An 18,550-nucleotide genomic window follows, 5' to 3' on the forward strand; every position below is an offset into this window, starting at 1 on the left:
GAGTTCTCTGTTGCTGCTGTGGTGCGCGCCACAGTTATAGGAATAAGTGCCCGATTTTGCCCTGAATCCTATCGAGGGGCAAGTCGGAGTTGTCCGGCGACAGAGTCAGGTGGTCAACCCAAGTGCCCAAGCTGCGGGTTTTATTTTTTTAAACTTTCATATTTATTGATGAGCATTTTTTGTGAGACAAAGGCTTTATAAAACTACCGGAAAAAGCGCCATCTCTGCGCAACGCCCCTCTGGCCTTGCTAGCTTTGTAGGGGCAGAAACACTATGTCAATGCTGCACGACCCTGGGTGGAGCAAGTCATCAACTTAGGGGGATGAACCAGAGCATCGTAAATGTTAGGACGCTAGATTTTTAGCCTTACAGCAACACAGAAAAAACCTGCACAATGCGGATTAAAAAATAAGTTTAAGTAGCCAGTTCAATTCTGTTCCTGCCGTTTTGTTTGGCTTTATACAAAGCATCGTCAGCACAAGTCCATAGCTGCATAAAGTCTTTTTGACGGTCGGACTGAGCCAGGCCGAGGCTGATGGTGACCGAGTAACCATCCTCAAGATGTGGCCAGCCTAATGCTGCCACAGCATCACATACCCTCTGAGCTATGGCTGTGGCGGTGTTCAGATCAGTAGCAGGCAACAGGATTAAAAACTCTTCACCTCCCACCCGGCCAAGCTTATCAACGGGTCTAAGTTCTTGCCTTAAACAATAGGCTACTTTTTGTAATACCTGGTCACCAGCGACGTGGCCAAACTCATCATTAATTTGTTTGAAGAAATCGACATCAACAGCCACTGCCGTAAAAGGCTGCTGATGCAGCTTCCATTGCTGCCACATTTGCTGAGCCAAAGCCAACATATGGCGTCGGTTTGGCAAGTGCGTCAACTCATCGGTCAATGCCATATCTTTTAAGCGGGCAGACAATGTCCGTTGCCGTATAAACAACAGTGACATCGCTAACATCAGTAAAACCGCGCAACATAAAGCCAGATACTGCCAGAACCGGAGTTGTTCTCCATCAACCAAAGCCTGTTGCTGCGATGCATTTTTGATTTCCAACTCAACATTGTCACGTTGAATTTGTTCGGTCTGCAATTGGATCCTTAATCGGGAGGTACGTTGGTCAAGCAATTGTTGCCGAATATCAGCTTCTTTTTGCTGCTGTTTTTGCTGCATAATAAAGGCGTCTTGCCACAGCTGCATGTCTGCCAGCAACAATGCATATTCTTTGTACATTAGAGCTTCAAACCTCAGATCCGGTTTGTGCTCAAAATAACTTTTTGCTGATTCAAAATCCTGTTGGGCTTGTGCGTACTGTTTTAACGCCCTGTAACTGGTCGCACGACTCAGCTGACAATACGCCAGCATTTGTAAATCCCGGGTGGACTGGTAATGGGCCATAGCCTCATTCAACAACAGCAGCGCTTTCTCTGCCTGTCCTGCTCTGGTCAACACCCTGGCAATCGACCTTTTATCGTATGCAATTTCATCCGCATCGCCACGTTGCATATCGATGGCAAGCGCCTGACTTAAATAGCTTAATGCCAGCTCAAACTGACCCGCACTTTCATAAGTTCCACCTAAATTAAACAGGGCGGTAGCCTGCCCCTGCAAATTGCCGCTTTCTTTCCAGTACTCCAGCGTCTTTTTATACAAAGCGATCGCCTGATCGTAATCTCCGACTGCTTCATCTGAATACAAATTAGCTAAGGCATTGGCTACATTATTTTGTCGGCTTTTACTGCCTAAATTCAGTTCTAGCTGATAGGCTTTTTGCAAATCGGTCAGCGCATCAGCAAATGCTGCATTCAGAGCATGCAACTCACCCCGAAGCACCAAAGCTTTGGCCAGTAATTCATTGTCCTGACTGGTTTCCTGAAAAGATAAAACCCGCTGGTAGTCCTGCATGGCTTCAACGGTTTGATCCAGTTGCTCTTTAGCAAAAGCTTCACACAACAAAAATCTCAGTTGCCACAGCAAATCCTGTTGCGGATTTTTGTAGCTCTGCGCCAGCTTTAAAGCCTTCGCAGCATCGACATCCGTCATGACCCAACAATAACTTTGTTGCACCTGCAATAATTGCTCTGGTTCAGACACCGTTTTGAACAGCAACTGAAATTCTTTGTCGGCTTTAGCAAACTGATTGGCGGCTAATTCCTCCAGCTCCAGCAAACGCGAAGTTAAATTCTCAGTTGCCAGGGCCGAGCAATGCATCAGCAGCATGAAGACTAAAGCGCACCAAAATCTCAAGACGGTGACCTCACAAGCCAATGTTGTTCTGTTGACTATAGCATGCCGTAAATTGCTGCAGAGTTGTACAGTTGCAAAGAGTAAACTTCAGAAAACATAGCTATAGTTGCCACTTACTGATAGTGAGTGCCAATGACCTGTCGCAACACCCATTGCCGATCTGGAGCATCTGCTGCAGCTTGCGGTACTAATATCTCGCTGACTTCAAGCTGATACACCTGGCTTGGTTCATAATTAAAGCCTTGTATTTCGCCATAAAACAATTGCCATTCTTCCTGCTGTTAAAGCGGATTTGCAAACAATACGAAGGGCCGGTTGCCAGCATTCACGTTTTTCTGCGGCCACCCATAAGGTCAGGTTGGCATTGGCTAAAGGTTCATTGACAGAGGGAAGTTCATTCAGGGTCTCAGTACTTTGACTGCGGATAGGCAGTTCAGGTGCCGAAGGCTCTGTACATGAGTGCAAAACCAATAATCCGACAATTCTCAGCAGTGTATTCCACATTTGTACTGTCCCTGATTTAATTTTTCTTGCAGTTTATTGCAGGAAAATGGACAGAAACTGAACAGCATTTCCTATGCTTTTTTAGAAGTAAGTTCCAGTTCGGCTGAGCCAGGTAACACTTGGTTTTGCCAATACTCAGCAGGTGCTGGACGGCCAAACAAATACCCCTGCATCAGCTGACAGCCCAAACTCTGTAGGAAACGACGCTGAATATCGTTTTCCACACCTTCAGCCACTATGTTCAGGTTCAGGGCTTTCGCCAGCTGAATAGTGGTATGCAAAATACGCACTGTACGGCTGTCTTGCGGGATACAGCTAACAAAACGTCTGTCTATTTTGATGGTATCGGCCGGACAATCCACCAGCTGGCTTAAAGACGAATGGCCAGTACCAAAATCGTCGATGGAGATACTAAAACCATACTGACTTAAGGCTTTCAAGCGTTTATGCAACAAAGGTTGCTGCACAGCTATATTGGTTTCGGTGATTTCTAACTGCAGGTAACGGGTTAACCATGGATGATCCGCACTTAAGCTCATCAATTCTGCAAAAAAACTATCGTCTAAAAGCTCTGGCCCACCGAGGTTAATAGCTATGGGGTATAGCAAAGCTTGCTGCTGCCAGCTTTGCAAAATACTGACGCTTTGCTGCAAAACTAAACGCGAAAACAGGGTCATTAAGCCATGGCGCTCAGCCATCAAAACAAAACAGTCAGGGGCTATCGCCTGCCCATCAACAAACCAGCGACTTAGCGCTTCAAAGCTTTGGATTTTACCTTGTGGGTCTACTTTAGGTTGTAACCAAAGCTCCAGCTGTTTTTGCCGTATTGCATCACGAAAGGCATTCAACAACTGATAGTCCTGCTCCAGTTGCTGAGCTTGCTGCTGATCATAAAAGCCAACGGCCTGATTCGGATCTGACAATTCCAGCGCCAGCTCACATTGTTCAATCAGTTGTTGCGCATTATGATTATCCCGCAGTTCGGTGAAGCTGACACCAAACTGATAACTCATACGCGCTGTGTAAGGCCCGACAGTTAACTCTACAGGTAATTGAGTCGCTATGGCTTGTGCAAGCTGTTTCGGGTCCAGTACGTTTAAATCACCTTTCAGCCAGAGCGCAAACTTCACACCCCGTACCCTCGCCAATATAGCGTCTGACGGCAAAGCAGCCTTAGCCACTTTGGCAAAATGTTGCAATAACTGACTACCGAACTCGTAGCCATATTGCTGGTTCAGTGTTTTCACATGGCGCAGCCGAATAATAGCCACCAGAGCAAACTCATGCGGCGCTAACTGCTCTTGTTTGTAATTAGCCAGTTCAGTAAATCCAGCTAGATTAGGCAAACAGGTTAAACCGTCATAATGCAGCCAGCTGTCCTGAGCTTTCTGGCTTTGTTTTAATTGCTGTTGCAGTTGGCGTAAAACACTGATTTCCTGCAAGCTCACCACATGATGGCCTGAGCGGGTCAGCATCACATGTTTCAGCACCAAACTGGATTCAGGACGGCTTTTTAAGTTGCATTCCACTTTGCCTTTCAGCCAGTGCCCTTGCAGCTGACTCTCCTGCACAAAACTCAGTAAAGACAATAAATTGGCTTGTTGCCCTACATCCAGACCTAACATCTCACACGCCAGGCTATTAGATTTAATGATGTCACCGGCGGCGGTCACCAGCACAGTGGCAGACCCATTGTGCTCAAATAATTCTTCATAATAATCATGGCTTTGTGCCAAATTCTGATTGAGTTCAGAAAGCTGACCAGCACTGCGCTTTAAGGTACTGAAAATACGGGCAGCGGCCAAAGGCAAACACAAATTAAAAAACAGAAACAACAAACCATGCAGATAGTCATGGGTACCGGGCAATGTAATAGACAAACCCAGCAGATTGCCTGGAGCTTCATTCTGGAGCAGGTAGAAAAAGGGAATAAAATTCAGAACCATAAATGCTATAGCAGTTCGAAACCCAAAAAACATCAGACTGATCATTGGCAAGGTATAAATAAAAATGATGCCGAGTTTACCCAGCTCAAAATTATCAACCAGCAGCAAAATACAGAGGCCGGCTAAAACCACTATAGCCAGTAACGCAGCCGCACTGCCTTTGACATAACGGCGAGAAATAAACAACGTAGAAAGTAAAGCCAGATAAAAGGTTACTGTGATAGCGATCACATGATAGGCACCTGCTTGCCAGGCTTGCCAGGAGCTGTGCAGCACTATCGCAGCCACCAGGCAAAGACCAGACACCAGGATAATGCGCAGCACACTTTGTTGCCAGAACGCACTTTCAGCTATGTCTAAATCCTGTGCCCTCAGCCGCAAAAAACGACCTAACCACCCCACATGCAGCTCCCTCATTCCATGTATCAGGCCAGCTCGGCACTGATGTCACATACCCGTTGCAGGCTGTTTAACCGACGAAATGTAATGGTTCGGCTTGTTAACTACAAGTTATTTTTATTCACTTAAGGGACAAAGGCGATAATCGGTACTACTTGGCCGTTCAGTGGCTGAGAGTTCAGAGGCCAGCTTAAATACCATCGCCATCCAAATGAATGCCACATTCGCGGCCAAAGCCATTAAAACGGGTGTCTTCTTCGGTCATGCCCAGTTCGAGTTTGCGGGTGGAATGCACATCGCCAACTGAAACATAACCCTGCTCCCATAGCGGGTGGTAAGGTAAATCGTGCTGTTTTAAATAATAAAACACGTCTTTATTTGACCACTCGATAATAGGCTGTACTTTGACTGTGCCCCGGCTGATTTCGATAATATCTTTGTCAGCCCGGGTGCTGGACTGGCTGCGACGTAAACCACTGAACCAGGTGCCTACATTCAACTCTTTTAAAGCACGCTGCAAAGGCTCTACTTTGTTCATATGGTTATATTGCTTAATACCAGCTTCAGTTTCCCATAAGCGACCAAAACGCGCCTCCTGCCAGGCTGGAGTTAAATGGGCACGATACACTTTCAGATTCAGCTGTAACCGCTCTTTCAGCTCATCAATAAACTGATAAGTTTCAGGAAACAGATACCCTGTGTCGGTGAGTAGCACTGGAATATCAGGCCGCTCGGTGGTCACCAGATGCAGCATCACAGCAGACTGAATGCCAAAGCTGGAACTTAAAATCTGCTGATCCGGCAAATGCTCAAGCGCCCATTGCACCCGTTGTGCAGGCGTTAAAGGCAGCAGCAACTGGTTGGCTTCAACCAGCAGTTGTTGCTGTTGTTCTGTGTCCAGCTGTAATAGCTGTTTATACTGACTCATGATCTGCCTCTCCTACCCTAATAGCCTTTAATGACTGATCAGGGCATATCTAATACTGAACTCAGGCATGAAAGTCGGTTTTTGATACTTTCACTTCGGCCACAACGCCAACACGCACGACAAAATCACCAAAACATTCGCCGCTGTTGCGTTCGAGCACCCAGCGACCAATCAGCTGGTCCAGTGCCTGCAGAATTTCAGCTTCGGCCACATTGTCTAAATACAGCTTAGGAATACGGGTGCCTTGAGTATTACCACCTAAATACAGGTTGTATTTACCTGGACCACGACCCACTAAACCAGCTTCGGCCAGCATGGCGCGACCACAGCCATTAGGACAGCCCACCACCCGCAATATAATGTGATCGTCAGGCACGCCGTGTTTTGTCAGCAACCCTTCAACATGAGTGACTAAGGTCGGTAAATAACGTTCAGCTTCCGCCATCGCCAGTGGACATGTAGGTAAGGACACACAAGCCATAGAGTTTTTACGCTGCTCTGTGACTGAGTCGTTGATCAGACCATGTTGACGGGCTAAAGCTTCAATACGGGCTTTGTCTTCAGCAGCGACGCCAGCGATAATCAGGTTCTGATTGGCTGTCATGCGGAAATCGCCTTTGTGAATACGGGCAATTTCAGCGACACCTGTTTTTAAAGTTTTGCCCGGATAATCCAGAATACGGCCGTTTTCGATAAAGACAGTGAGGTGATGTTTGCCGTCTATGCCTTCGACCCAACCAAAACGATCGCCACGGCCAGTGAATTCATAAGCACGGCTTGGCTGGAACTTCACGCCAACACGTTTTTCCACTTCGGCTTTAAATACGTCCACACCGATTCGGTCTATGGTGTATTTGGTTTTGGCATTTTTCCGATTGACCCTGTCGCCATAATCACGCTGTACAGTGACCACATGTTCAGCCACAGCAAGCACATGCTCCAGGCCAATAAAACCAAAGTCTTCGGCTTTACGTGGGTAAGTGCCTTTATCACCGTGTGTCATGGCCAAGCCACCACCCACTAAGACGTTAAAGCCGACCAACTGGCCGTTTTCGGCAATAGCGACAAAGTTTAAGTCGTTGGCATGCACGTCGACGTCATTTTGCGGAGGGATCACTACTGTGGTTTTAAACTTCCGCGGTAAATAGGCTTCGCCCAGAATAGGTTCGACTTCTGTGGTCTCTACCTTCTGCTCATCCAGCCAAATTTCGGCGTAGGCTTTGGTTTTTGGCAATAAATGCTCAGAAATTTTCGCAGCCCACTGATAAGCCTGTTGATGCAATACCGACTCGACCGGGTTGGAGGTACATAAGACATTACGATTTACGTCACCAGCGGTAGCGATAGAGTCGATACCTATGCTGTTCAGCATCTGGTGCATACCTTTGATCTTTGGCTTTAATACGCCGTGGAACTGGAAAGTCTGACGGGTGGTTAAACGAATACTGCCATAGATGGTGTTATCCGCCGCAAACTCGTCGATGGCCAGCCATTGTTCTGGTTTGATAATACCGCCCGGCATACGGGCACGTAGCATCACATTATGTAGAGGTTCCAGTTTTTGCTGAGCGCGTTCAGGGCGGATATCACGGTCGTCCTGCTGGTACATGCCGTGAAAACGGATCAACATAAAGTTGTCACCGTTAAAACCACCGGTGATCTCGTCTTTTAAATCTTTGGTGATAGTGCCACGTAATAAATGGCTGTCTTTTTTCAGCCGTTCGTTATCAGACAGCTGACCTTGCACCTGCAAATCCGGGTTAATTGGCTGAGTCATTAATAAACATCCTTCTGATAACGTTTGGCTTGACGTAAATCGTCAAAATACTGTTCTGCTTGTTCCGCAGTAAAACCTGCTTGTTGTTGGGCTATGTCGAGCAAGGCCTGATGTACATCTTTGGCCATTTTGTTGCCATCACCACAGATATACAGGTAGGCGCCTTGTTGTAACCAAGTCCAGATTTCTTCGGCTTTTAACCACAGTTTGTCCTGCACATAAACCTTCTGAGCCTGATCGCGGCTAAAAGCCACATCCAGTTTGCTCAGCACACCGCGTTTCAAATAATCCTGCAGTTCGACCTGATACAGGAAGTCTTGCGTAAAGTGCGGGTTACCAAAAAACAACCAGTTCTGGCCTGTGGCTCCAGCCTGATCCCGCTCTTGTAAGAAAGCGCGAAACGGCGCTATGCCAGTGCCTGGCCCTATCATAATGACTGGGGTTTCATGATCCGGCAGACGGAAGTTGTCGTTGTGTTCCACAAATACTTTTAATTGAGCGCCTTCTTCCAGGCGTTCGGCAAGGAAACCTGAAGCGCCACCTAAATGGGTGTCACCAAAAGCGTCATAACGTACTACGCCCAAAGTTAAATGCACTTCATCACCCACTTCAGCCTGAGAGGATGCAATGGAGTACAAGCGCGGCTGCTGTTTACGCAACGCATCCACTAACTGCTGGGCAGTTAAAGGCGCCGGGTTTTGCAAAATCACATCTAAAGTCTGGCGATTGTCCAGATACTGACGCAAAGCAGCTTTATCTTTGACCAGCTCCAGCAATTCACTGTTGGCGGTCGCCTGAGCGTACTTTTCTACAAAGCTTGGATAGGACTGAGTCAGCTCTAAGTGTTCAGTTAACGCCGTTTTTAAGCTGTACGTCTGGCCTGCCAACTGCACTTCAGTAGCACCATCCAGACCCGTAGCGGCCAGAATAGCGTCTACAGCTTTCTCGTCATTAAGGAAATACACCCCCAGCGCATCACCAGGCTGATAGGTTATTCCTGAATCAGCTAAAGAAATTTCGATATGCCGCACATCTTTGGTTGAATCACGGCCAGTGATTTTCTGATTGACGGATAACTCAGCCAGATAAGGTGTTTCTTTGCTATAAGCACTGTCATGACCAGCTGTGGCTGTGGCACCAGGCCAGGCAATAACCTGGGCGGAACCTGTAGCTTGTTTTAACTCTGGCGCAAAAGCCTGCACTGCTGTTTCTGTCCAGCTGGCCGCCTGCGCTGCATAATCCACATCCAGATCAGCACGGGCATGTAATCTTTTGCCACCTAAAGCAGCCAGTTGTTCGTCAAAGTCGATGGCTGTTTTGCAGAAGAATTCATAGCTGGTATCACCTAAACCCAGCACGGCATATTTCAGACCATCCAGTTTTGGTGCTTTCTTACTGAATAAGAATTTATGGAAAGCCACAGCACTTTCTGGCGGCTCACCTTCGCCATAAGTAGAAGTGACAATCAGCAGGTATTTTTCTTTCGCCAATTGAGTGGTTTTGTAGCTGCCAATATCTGTCAACTTCACAGCTATGCCTTGTTGCTCAGCAGCCGCTTTAATTTTGTTCGCTACAGCTTTGGCATTACCGGTTTGTGAGCCATACAGTATGGTCAACACGGCACTTTCGTGACTCTGTGGCGAAACCGCAGCAGTTTGACCGCCAGCCAATTGCGCTGCTGCCGCCAGATAGCCACTAACCCAGGCCTGTTGAATAGGGTTCAGTTGACTTACAAGCGATTGTAAATCCTTGATTTGTTGAGCGGACAAAGGACTGGCCTGAGCAGCTAACGATGCAAATAGCATAAAAACACCACAAATAAGCTAAGTTGCAGCCATTTTAGCCGTCTAAATGGATAAACCTAAATAACCCTTCTCTCTGCTTTATACCTTTTAGTTATTAAAATAAGTTTTTGGTTTATAACCTTAAAACCAGAGGACGCCTTGCCCTAACCAGAAGCTGTTGTTAGCATGGGTTGAGTTTGTTCAAGGAGCTGTATAGTGGCCGTTAAGCTGCTTTTTCTATGGTTAGGTCTGATGTTGCATTTACCTGCTATGGCGCAAAACCAAGCTCAGGTGGAAGTGTCTACTGCAGCTGAACGTCAGCAATTGCAACAGCAACTATCCGAAAGTACAACACCAGAACAACGGCTGAACCTACTGGTCAGGTTAACTGAAGTTTTTGTCACGCAAGATCCCGCGCTCAGCCTGAGCTATGCCAGACAATGGCTGGATAACAGCACAGACAGAGAAAGTGCCAGTTATCACAGAGTACTGTTGCAACAAACCACGGCTTTTATGTTGCAAGGGAAATATCAACAAGCTTATCAAACCAGTCTGGAAACAGAACGTTTAGCCCGTATTCAGCAAGATACTAAGCAGTTATTTAATGCACTGAGGCGACAAGCCGACAACCTGAATCGTTTAGGTCAGGCCGATAAAGCCTTGCCCAAAGCGCTCGAGGCAATGCAAATTGCTGTCGATGCCAATAATGCTATACCACTACAAATCATTCGTTATGACCTGGCTCATATTTATTTAAACTTGTATGCCTACCCTCAGGCTATTCAAATTGCCAGCGACGGTTTAAATCTTGCGATGACTGGGGATGACAGCAACCGCCAGGCTAATTTTTTACATCTGCTGGCCGAAGCAAGCCGGCTGTATCAGCAACATCAGGCTGCAGAAGACTTTGCCCGCAAAGCGCTGGAACTGCGTTTGAACCGGCAGGAGCAAGCCTTAACAGCACAATATCATTTGAGTCTGGCGCGTAGTTTATTGCCTCAGCATAAGTATCAGGAAAGTGAGCAGCAGTTGCAGCTGGCCTTATTGTCCGCTCAGCAAGTGGATAACAAGATTGAACAAGCTGATGCATTACAAAGCCTGGCCTGGCTGGATTTATATTTTGACCGCCCCGCTATGGCCACCAGCAGGTTTCAGCAGATCCGCCAGTTGCTGCAAGCAAACGAACATCTGGCTAATCTCCGCCAGTTCAGCTTGCATCACTTAACAGCTTTGCTGGAGTTTAAGCAGCAAGCTGAGGCTGCGGCCTTATACCAACAACTGAATTTGCAAACATCGCATTTTAGCGAACCTCAGAGCTTGCTGGATTATTGGTCTGCAACAGCCAAAGTGGCAGACTTTAATCAGAATTACCAACAGGCTTATGCAGCTGCAGAACAAGTGCAAAAGCTGCAACAACAATTATTTGATGACAGAATTCATAAACAGTCGCTGGTGATCTCAAGTGAACAACACAAAAGTTTACTGGAGCGAAATCTGCAGCAAGCCGCGCAGCAAAGCCAACTGGATCAGCTGACCCACCAACATCAGCGCAATATGCTGCTGTTATTGTCTGTTGGCGCATTTTTAGCGTTAGCTTTACTCTTGTCATTGTTTTACCACAAGTCACGGCGTAACCGGCTGTTGTTGCGAAAACAGCAGGAAATGGCACAACAAAAAATCGCAGTGAAAAATGAATTCATTGCAACCTTAGGTCATGAAATCCGCACGCCGCTGCAGGGCATAGATGCGGTGCTGGCTCAGTTATTCACAGAGCTGGAACATCAAAGCAGCCAACAAAAAGTCCAGTTGGCGCGCCGCTCTGTCTGGTCGCTGGACAATATTATCAATAACATTCTGACCAGCAGCCGGCTGGATTATGGAGTCTATCAACCAGTAGACCAACAGGTTGTATTGACTGAGTTACTTGGCAGATTGCATAGCTTACTTGAACCTTTGGCCAGCAACAAAGGCCTGAAATTAAGCTATTCAGTGGCGTCCAATGTGCCGGACTTGCTATTGCTGGACGAAAACTTACTCACTCAGCTACTGACCAACCTAATATCCAATGCTGTCAAATACACGAAACAGGGCGAAATTGAAGTTCGGGTAGAACTGATTGAACAACAAGCCAATGTGCTGCACTTGTTATTTAAAGTGCGTGATACCGGTGTAGGTTTAACAACATTACAAGTCAGCCAGTTACTTAGAGGCGAACGCCTGAATCAGCAACGTTCTTTGCAGGCAGGTCCAGGTCTTGGCATGCTGGTGTGCCAAAAGCTGTTGCAGCAACTGGGTTCAGTTCTGGAGATCCAATCGGTACCGGGACTTGGCACAGAAGTCAGTTTCAGCCTGAAGTGCCAGCAATCCTCTTTACTGCCGCAACTGCAGCCAGCAACCACAGAACACAATCAGGCCTTAGTGGTGGAAGACGATGAGTTATGCCGGGTTAGTCTGCAGCAGGCTTTAACCCAACTGGGTTTTGTGGTGACAACAGTCAGTAGTCTGCAACAGCTGAAACAATTGCCACCACAGCTTTGGGCCTGGGTATTTTTAGATGGCCAGCTGGAGGACGCTGACGCACAGCAAAGCATAGAGCTACTTAAATTGCAGCGACAGGTTGATGAAAACAGTCGTTTTGTATTAGTCACTGGTTCAGAGCAAAAAGACATTGCTGCACAGATCAGCGCTGTGCTGTGTAAACCCTGGCGGCGTGAACAATTACAAGCGTTAATAGCTCAACTGGCGCAACTGCCGCCATTAAGCCCTTTGTATCAAATCGATTATTTGCAACAAGCTTTGCAGGCATTAAATGCAACACAACGTCAGGCCCTAAGCCAGAGTGTAGAGCAACAGCTTGCCACTTTGCAGCACGAATTAAGCCAGACTAAAGCCGACCCTAAAGTATTCCATCGCATGATCGGCAGTATGGGGCAGTTAGGCTTGATACGTTTAAGTCAGCTTTGTCGCCTGACCGAGCAGCAACTGTTACAGCATAATGCACTGGAGCCCTGGTTATGCAACCAGCTACAGCTTTGCCTGAAACAAAGCCAGCACGTTATTGCACTGTTGTTTGAGCGCTATAACCAAAACAGCTGAAAGCTGATTCAGGGGTGATTCAGACCCTGTCGGGCAGCATGGTTTTTTTAACCTTGATTGAGGTTGTTATGAAGTACATTTGTGCCAGTACATTGATGCTGTTAAGTGGCTTAAGTTATGCCAGCGCTCAGTGTGCCTTGACGCTACAGGATGATTTAAAAGTGAGCCCTTCTATTGTCAGCATTCAACGGGGTGATCAGGAGCTATGGCGCATTGATACCAAAGGGCAGCTGTGGCTGGCTCAGCAAAAAAGCAGCAGTAATGCTGAAACTCAGCAACAACTGAAAGCCTATCAACAAGGGATCCGCACTCAGGTTATAGCGTCTGCGGCTTTAATGGATGACAGTCTGCAGTTGGCCCGCACTGTGCTGGATCAAAATGTGCAAACAGCCACAGGCATGAGTCTGGCCGAAAACCCGGAACTACAACAACCTGTGGAACAACTGGAACAACAACTGAATCAGTTGGTACAACGACAAGGTGATACTATTTATGTCTACGGTAGTCAGTTGCGTTCAGCAGATAAAAACTTAGCCAAAGAAGCAGAACAACGCATTCAGCAAGCCGTAGCGAAAATCAGTGGCCAGATGATGCTGACTTTAGGGCAAAATGTATTGCAAAGTCCGGGGTCTGCCTCGGAGAAAATGCAAAGCTTCCGCGCTAAAATGCAAACCTTCGGTACACAACTGAAAACCGATATGCAAAAAAACAGCAAAAATTTACAACAACGTGGCAAGCAAATTTGTCAGCAACTAAAAAGCCTGGACCAGCTGGAGCAACAAATTCAGCAACAAATCCCGGCCATGTCCCCTTATGATTTAATCGATGGTCAGAGTGAAGGTTTTAAACCCGTGATCTGATACAAGGAAACACTAATGATCCAACGTATACAACCCAGCAAAAGATACAGTGAAGCGGTGATATTCAATGGTCTGGTATTTTTGTCTGGTATGGTGCCGGACAATCTGGACGCTGACGCCACAGCACAAACGGCTAATGTACTGGCGCAAATTGACGCGTTGCTGACGGAAGTCGGCATCACAAAAAGCCGTATTGTCGATACCACTATTTATCTGGCCGATATGGCGGATTACAACGCGATGAATACAGCTTGGGACTTATGGGTGGCGGAAGGTCAGGCGCCGGCTCGCGCCACTGTGGAAGCCCGTCTTGCCAATCCGTTGTGGAAAGTAGAGATTAAAGTAACCGCAGCTCTTTAATTCGGGCTCTTCTGCTGTTTCGTTTCTGCTTCTTTTGCCAGTTGCTGCAGTTTTTCGCTTTGCCCAAAAACTTCAGCAAACTGTGCAACCGTCATCTTCTCTTTGTCTGTCACAGGCGCTTTGGCATCCACTAAGTTGTCTTCTTTGCAATCAATAGCATACAGAATTTTTCCTATAGTCCACTCGGCTTTGACTATGGCGCCCATCATAGCGGTATGGCCTCTTTTATCACGTAAGCAGGCATCCGCACCTTGTTGCAGTAATAATTCTACAGCCTGTTGCTGACCGGCATAAGTCGCCACCATCAAAGCGGTGTAACTTTGACTGTTGCGCTGATCGACAGGATAGCCCTGCTGTAAAAACTCATTCAGCACCACCAGATCACCAGTACGGGCAGCAGCAAAAAAGTAAGACGTGAGTTGTTCCAGTGGCTCAGCGGCTTGCTCTTCAGAGCGCAGCATAGTGCTTAACAGCATCAGACTCAGTAACAGTAATCGCATCAGACAAACTCCTCAAATATAGAGTTATGAATTCCCCAAAGTAATTAAAGTACGAAGGGGTAATGCCTGCGAAACTCACCCTGGGTGCAGGACAGAGCATACGAGTTTCGCAGGGCTTTAAAATCGCATCAGCGGCCTGAATAGGGGCTTCTGACCTGCACCAGAGAAGGACTTACAAAGACAAAGCGATTTGCTGCACTTGCTTTAAATCGCCATTAACGGCTTTGGTTAAACGAGTGCCATAGTCGCTGTCGGCTTTGTAGAAATGCGCCAGCATTTTGTGTTTAGTGACTGCATCTTTGACCTGACCTAAATCACCGGACAAATTGCGGATCAGGTTGGCTTGCTGTTGCTTATCAAAGCTGCGGTACAAAGCACCAGCCTGACTAAAGTTGTCCTGCTTACTGATGGCTTTTTGCAGCACAGTGCCATCCAGCTGGGTTTCCACAGCTCGGGCTGCTGTCGTTACAGTTTTTGGTTCAATCCGGCTTGGCTCGTAATTGACAGTGGATGTACTGTTGCCAAAGTTCATCACACCGTCCTGATTGTGGTTATCCACCATCACTCTGGCTCTGTTAATAGGCAGCTGGCTGTGATTAACCCCTAAACGATACAGCTGAGTATCGGCATAAGAGAATATGCGGCCCTGCAACAAACGATCTTCAGACGGCTCAATACCTGGGATCAGGTTGGCTGGTGCAAAAGCCGCTTGTTCAGTTTCTTCAAAGAAGTTATCCGGCATCCGGTTTAACGTCATGGTGCCGACTTTACGCTCTTTCACACCAGGCCAGGTTTTAGTGGCATCCAGTGGATTAAAGTCGAAATCATCCAGCTGATCAGGTGTAATCACCTGTACATACAGATCCCATTTCGGGTTATTGCCGGCATTGATGTTCTGATACAAATCGCGGGTCAGGTGGTTAAAATCCATGCCCTGAGTTTTAGTCACAGCCTCAGCATCCAGGGATTTCACGCCCTGCTGACTCTTCCAGTTGAACTTGACGTAATGCACCTGACCTTGGTCATTGATGAATTTGTATGCATGCACACCAAAACCATCCATTTCACGGTAGCTGGCTGGCGTGCCTAAATCTGAATAAACAAAAGTCAGCATCTGAGTAGAACCCGGTTCGTGCGACATAAAGTCAAAGATACGATTTGGGTCTTGCATATTGTCAACAGGTGACGGTTTTAACGAATGCACCATATCCGGGAATTTAATGGCATCACGGATAAAAAATACCGGCAGGTTGTTTCCTACTAAGTCCCAGTTGCCTTGGTCAGAATAAAACTTCACAGCAAAACCACGAGGGTCGCGTAACGTTTCAGGGCTGTGATTACCATGAATAACAGTGGAGAAACGCACAAAAACAGGCGTTTTTTTACCTTGATTGGCAAAAGGCGCAGCTATGGTTAAATCGGATAAATCGTCAGTAGCAACAAATTCGCCATGAGCACCGGTACCACGGGCATGCACAACACGCTCAGGAATACGCTCACGGGCAAAACGTTGTAATTTCTGGATCAGGTGCACATCCTGCAGTAACACACTGCCGTTAGCTCCTGCTGTAGTGGAATTCTGATTGTCCCCAACCGGAGCACCATTGTCTCTGGTTAAGGTGTTTGCTTGAACCGCTAAAGACAAACCTAAAGCTAAAACTAAGGCTGATTTATTAAACATTATTATGACCCTCTTTGGAGTTCGCTCTATCCTGCCAACACAGAGTAGAGGCCCAGGGTCAATTTAAAAAACAAAATAAAACAATCGCATTAATCTAAAAAACAAATAAGGGTCTGAGTGATGAACTCAGACCCTTAGGTTTTAGCTATAAAGCTGATACAAGATTTACTTCAGATTTTACAGGCGCCACCAGCGCAATCATCTGAATCATCGTCTTGCATCGCAGCCTGTTCTGCGGCTAACTGATCAGCAGCCAGCTGTTGCTGCGCCGTTTTTTTCTCAGCACCATCAAAATCCAGATGGTCTAAATCAAAGTCAAATTCGCTCATTGTATGCTCCGCCTTGCTATCCAGCCTTTACACTTGGGTTAGTGTACGCAGATTTCAAGCATAAGCACTAGCAAATTAACCGTAGATCTCAACCAAAGCAGCACGACGCTGTTGTTCAGACATGGCTTTTAATTGCTGAATCAAGGATGCAGGTAACTTGCGGGCTGAACCACGAGAGTAAGCACGAATTTGCGCTTCTGCATCTTGTGTTAATTGCGCCGTCATAGGGTTGAGTAACTGCACACAAGCACTGCGCGATGGAGTAAAACCTAACTTTTTCGCATAAGCTTTTGATAAGTTGTCAGCGCCATTTTGTGCAACCAGCTCACAGTATTCAGTGTTTGAATAAGTGTAGTTTGACGCGGCCTGAACCTGGCTAGCCAACAAAGTAGCAACAGTAAATACAGCAGCAGTAATAAGTTTCATAGGTCTTCCCCAATAGTAAGTCATTTCACTGAGCGCAATTATTCAGCAAAGCCATGACAACTCTGTGTAAGAAAGACGAGAAAAAGTGTGACAGTAGCATTAGATAATCTAATGCTACTGTAGCTGTGGTTTATAACACTTGCTGACCTGACTTCAGCACTTGTGCAGGTTGCTCCAGCGCTTTGATTTGAGTAAGGGGATCAACAGGCACTGCCACTAAATCAGCAAAAGCCCCTACTTCTAACACGCCGACATTTTGTTGGCCTTGCTCATTTTTCCAGTTTAATAAGGTGCCAGCATTAACTGTGGCAGCCTGAATCGCCTGTAAAGGCGTCATGCCCCACTGCACCATATAAGCAAACTGACGACCATTGAGACCATGAGTATATACACCTGCATCAGTGCCATAGGCCATCTTCACTCCGGCTTTAACAGCTTTCTGGAAGTTTTGTCGTTGCAACAAGCCTACCTTTTTCTCTTTGGCCAGAGACTCTGGCAATATGCCAGCTTTTTCACCTTCACTTAAGATATAGTCACTAACGTAAACATCCATCACTAAATAAGTGCCGTGTTTTTTCGCCAGTTTAATAGCATCGTCGTCGATAAAACTGCCGTGTTCAATCGAATCCACACCGGCCTCAATAGCACGCTTAATCCCCTGTAAACCATGGGCATGAGCCGCGACTATACGGCCTCTGTCGTGCGCTTCATCTATTAAGGCTTTCATTTCTTCAAAGTTATACTGACTGGCATTCACATCTGTATTTTTGGATAACACACCGCCTGTAGCTGCAAACTTAATCACATCGGCGCCGTATTTAATATTTTCACGCACTTTTGCCCGAACTTCATCCGGCCCATTGGCCACACCTGCGCTTCTGGAGTTGTAGATATGCGGCAGCAGGTTGTTATCACAGTGACCGCCTGTAATACAAATGGTATTGGCCGCCACCCGCATCCGTGGTCCCTGAATTTCACCATCATCAATGGCATCACGCAGAGACACATCGGCAAAACCAGCAGCACCCAAGTTTCGCACTGTGGTAAAACCGGCTTTTAAAGTAGCTTTGGCAGCACTGACACCAAATATCGCTTCACGGGTTGGGGTTTCCACTAAACCACGGTACCCATGTTTTTGCGGATCTGAAGTTAAATGTACGTGCATATCGATCAGGCCAGGCACTACATAATGTGTTGATAAATCAATCACCTGCACATTTTTTGGCGCTTGGTCCGCATCGACTATAGCGCTGATGCGACCCGCTTCAACCAAAATAGCTTTGTTTTTCTGGTAATTGCCTGTGCGTACATCGAGCAGATGCCCGACCTGAATTACCTGCTCAACCTGAGCCAAAACCACAGAGCTGAATAGCCCTGCCACTAGCACCGATACCTGACTTAACTTCATAATGGTCCTTATTTACATCACTTTTTAGTTAGCTGACTCGTCTTTCGCAGACAGTTCAGCCACACGACGTTCCAGTTCATCCAATTTGGCACGGGTTTTCGCCAGCACCTGAGTTTGCACATCAAACTCTTCGCGGGAGACAAAATCCAATTGGCTCAGCTTTTGCTGCAACACCTGTTTTACTTTGTTTTCAACATCATCGGCCATCTCACGCATTTTAGGTGGGATAGCTGCACCAATTTGTTTCGCAATTTCTTCAATCTTTTTTGCATCAATCATGGTCTAGCTCCTGTAGCATC

Annotated in this window: 14 protein-coding genes and 1 pseudogene; 3 read left to right on the top strand and 12 right to left on the bottom strand. The window is 46.7% G+C overall.

Annotated features, from left to right (window positions below):
* Positions 1-414: 414 nt before the first annotated feature.
* The 6 genes and pseudogenes from EK374_RS19465 to EK374_RS19490 all read right to left on the bottom strand — a co-directional run bounded on the left by EK374_RS19465 (position 415) and on the right by EK374_RS19490 (position 9,612).
* Complete coding sequence (locus EK374_RS19465; protein WP_127026181.1) at positions 415-2,253, bottom strand: tetratricopeptide repeat-containing diguanylate cyclase; 1,839 nt, start codon at positions 2,251-2,253, stop codon at positions 415-417.
* A gap of 113 nt (positions 2,254-2,366) precedes the next feature.
* Positions 2,367-2,519: pseudogene (locus EK374_RS19470) on the bottom strand (DUF4377 domain-containing protein); the annotation flags it as partial.
* 309 nt (positions 2,520-2,828) lie between these two features.
* The gene (locus EK374_RS19475) at positions 2,829-5,120 is read right to left on the bottom strand and encodes a GGDEF domain-containing phosphodiesterase (protein ID WP_127026183.1); all 2,292 of its coding nucleotides are present in this window, start codon (positions 5,118-5,120) and stop codon (positions 2,829-2,831) included.
* Between the two features lie 172 nt (positions 5,121-5,292).
* Positions 5,293-6,030: a phosphoadenylyl-sulfate reductase gene (locus EK374_RS19480; RefSeq protein WP_127026184.1), complete on the bottom strand. Its 738-nt coding sequence runs from the start codon at positions 6,028-6,030 to the stop codon at positions 5,293-5,295.
* A gap of 61 nt (positions 6,031-6,091) precedes the next feature.
* Positions 6,092-7,807, bottom strand: coding sequence for an assimilatory sulfite reductase (NADPH) hemoprotein subunit (gene cysI, locus EK374_RS19485; protein WP_127026185.1), 1,716 nt, complete (start codon positions 7,805-7,807; stop codon positions 6,092-6,094).
* Positions 7,807-9,612, bottom strand: coding sequence for an assimilatory sulfite reductase (NADPH) flavoprotein subunit (locus tag EK374_RS19490; protein WP_127026186.1), 1,806 nt, complete (start codon positions 9,610-9,612; stop codon positions 7,807-7,809). Before EK374_RS19490 ends, cysI begins: the two co-directional genes overlap by 1 nt.
* Before the next feature lie 195 nt (positions 9,613-9,807).
* Between EK374_RS19490 and EK374_RS19495 the strand changes: the two genes are divergently transcribed.
* The 3 genes from EK374_RS19495 to EK374_RS19505 all read left to right on the top strand — a co-directional run bounded on the left by EK374_RS19495 (position 9,808) and on the right by EK374_RS19505 (position 13,907).
* A complete protein-coding gene (locus EK374_RS19495; protein ID WP_127026187.1) occupies positions 9,808-12,687 on the top strand; it encodes an ATP-binding protein in 2,880 nt (959 codons plus the stop codon).
* Positions 12,688-12,755: 68 nt separating this feature from the next.
* Positions 12,756-13,547 (top strand): DUF2884 family protein, encoded by a 792-nt coding sequence (locus EK374_RS19500; protein ID WP_164731920.1) that lies wholly within the window; start codon positions 12,756-12,758, stop codon positions 13,545-13,547.
* A 15-nt stretch (positions 13,548-13,562) separates the two neighbouring features.
* Entirely contained in the window at positions 13,563-13,907 is a 345-nt protein-coding gene (locus EK374_RS19505) for a RidA family protein (protein ID WP_127026189.1), read from the top strand.
* Here the strand turns inward: EK374_RS19505 and EK374_RS19510 are convergent.
* The 6 genes from EK374_RS19510 to ubiK form a co-directional block, all read right to left on the bottom strand.
* Positions 13,904-14,407, bottom strand: a complete 504-nt coding sequence (locus tag EK374_RS19510; RefSeq protein ID WP_127026190.1) for an ankyrin repeat domain-containing protein — start codon at positions 14,405-14,407, stop codon at positions 13,904-13,906. The genes EK374_RS19505 and EK374_RS19510 overlap by 4 nt on opposite strands.
* 172 nt (positions 14,408-14,579) lie before the next feature.
* A complete protein-coding gene (locus EK374_RS19515) occupies positions 14,580-16,088 on the bottom strand; it encodes a catalase (RefSeq protein WP_127026191.1) in 1,509 nt (502 codons plus the stop codon).
* Positions 16,089-16,258: 170 nt separating this feature from the next.
* Positions 16,259-16,417 carry a hypothetical protein gene (locus tag EK374_RS20720; protein WP_164731921.1) on the bottom strand — a complete coding sequence of 53 codons (159 nt, stop codon included), beginning with the start codon at positions 16,415-16,417 and terminating at the stop codon, positions 16,259-16,261.
* Between the two features lie 75 nt (positions 16,418-16,492).
* Complete coding sequence (locus EK374_RS19520) at positions 16,493-16,843, bottom strand: hypothetical protein (protein ID WP_127026192.1); 351 nt, start codon at positions 16,841-16,843, stop codon at positions 16,493-16,495.
* Between the two features lie 130 nt (positions 16,844-16,973).
* Entirely contained in the window at positions 16,974-18,251 is a 1,278-nt protein-coding gene (locus EK374_RS19525) for a Xaa-Pro dipeptidase (RefSeq protein WP_127026193.1), read from the bottom strand.
* A gap of 24 nt (positions 18,252-18,275) precedes the next feature.
* On the bottom strand, positions 18,276-18,530 hold the full coding sequence (ubiK, locus tag EK374_RS19530) for a ubiquinone biosynthesis accessory factor UbiK (protein ID WP_127026194.1): 255 nt from the start codon (positions 18,528-18,530) through the stop codon (positions 18,276-18,278).
* Positions 18,531-18,550: the final 20 nt, after the last annotated feature.

Source organism: Rheinheimera mangrovi, assembly GCF_003990335.1.
Classification (GTDB): domain Bacteria; phylum Pseudomonadota; class Gammaproteobacteria; order Enterobacterales; family Alteromonadaceae; genus Pararheinheimera; species Pararheinheimera mangrovi.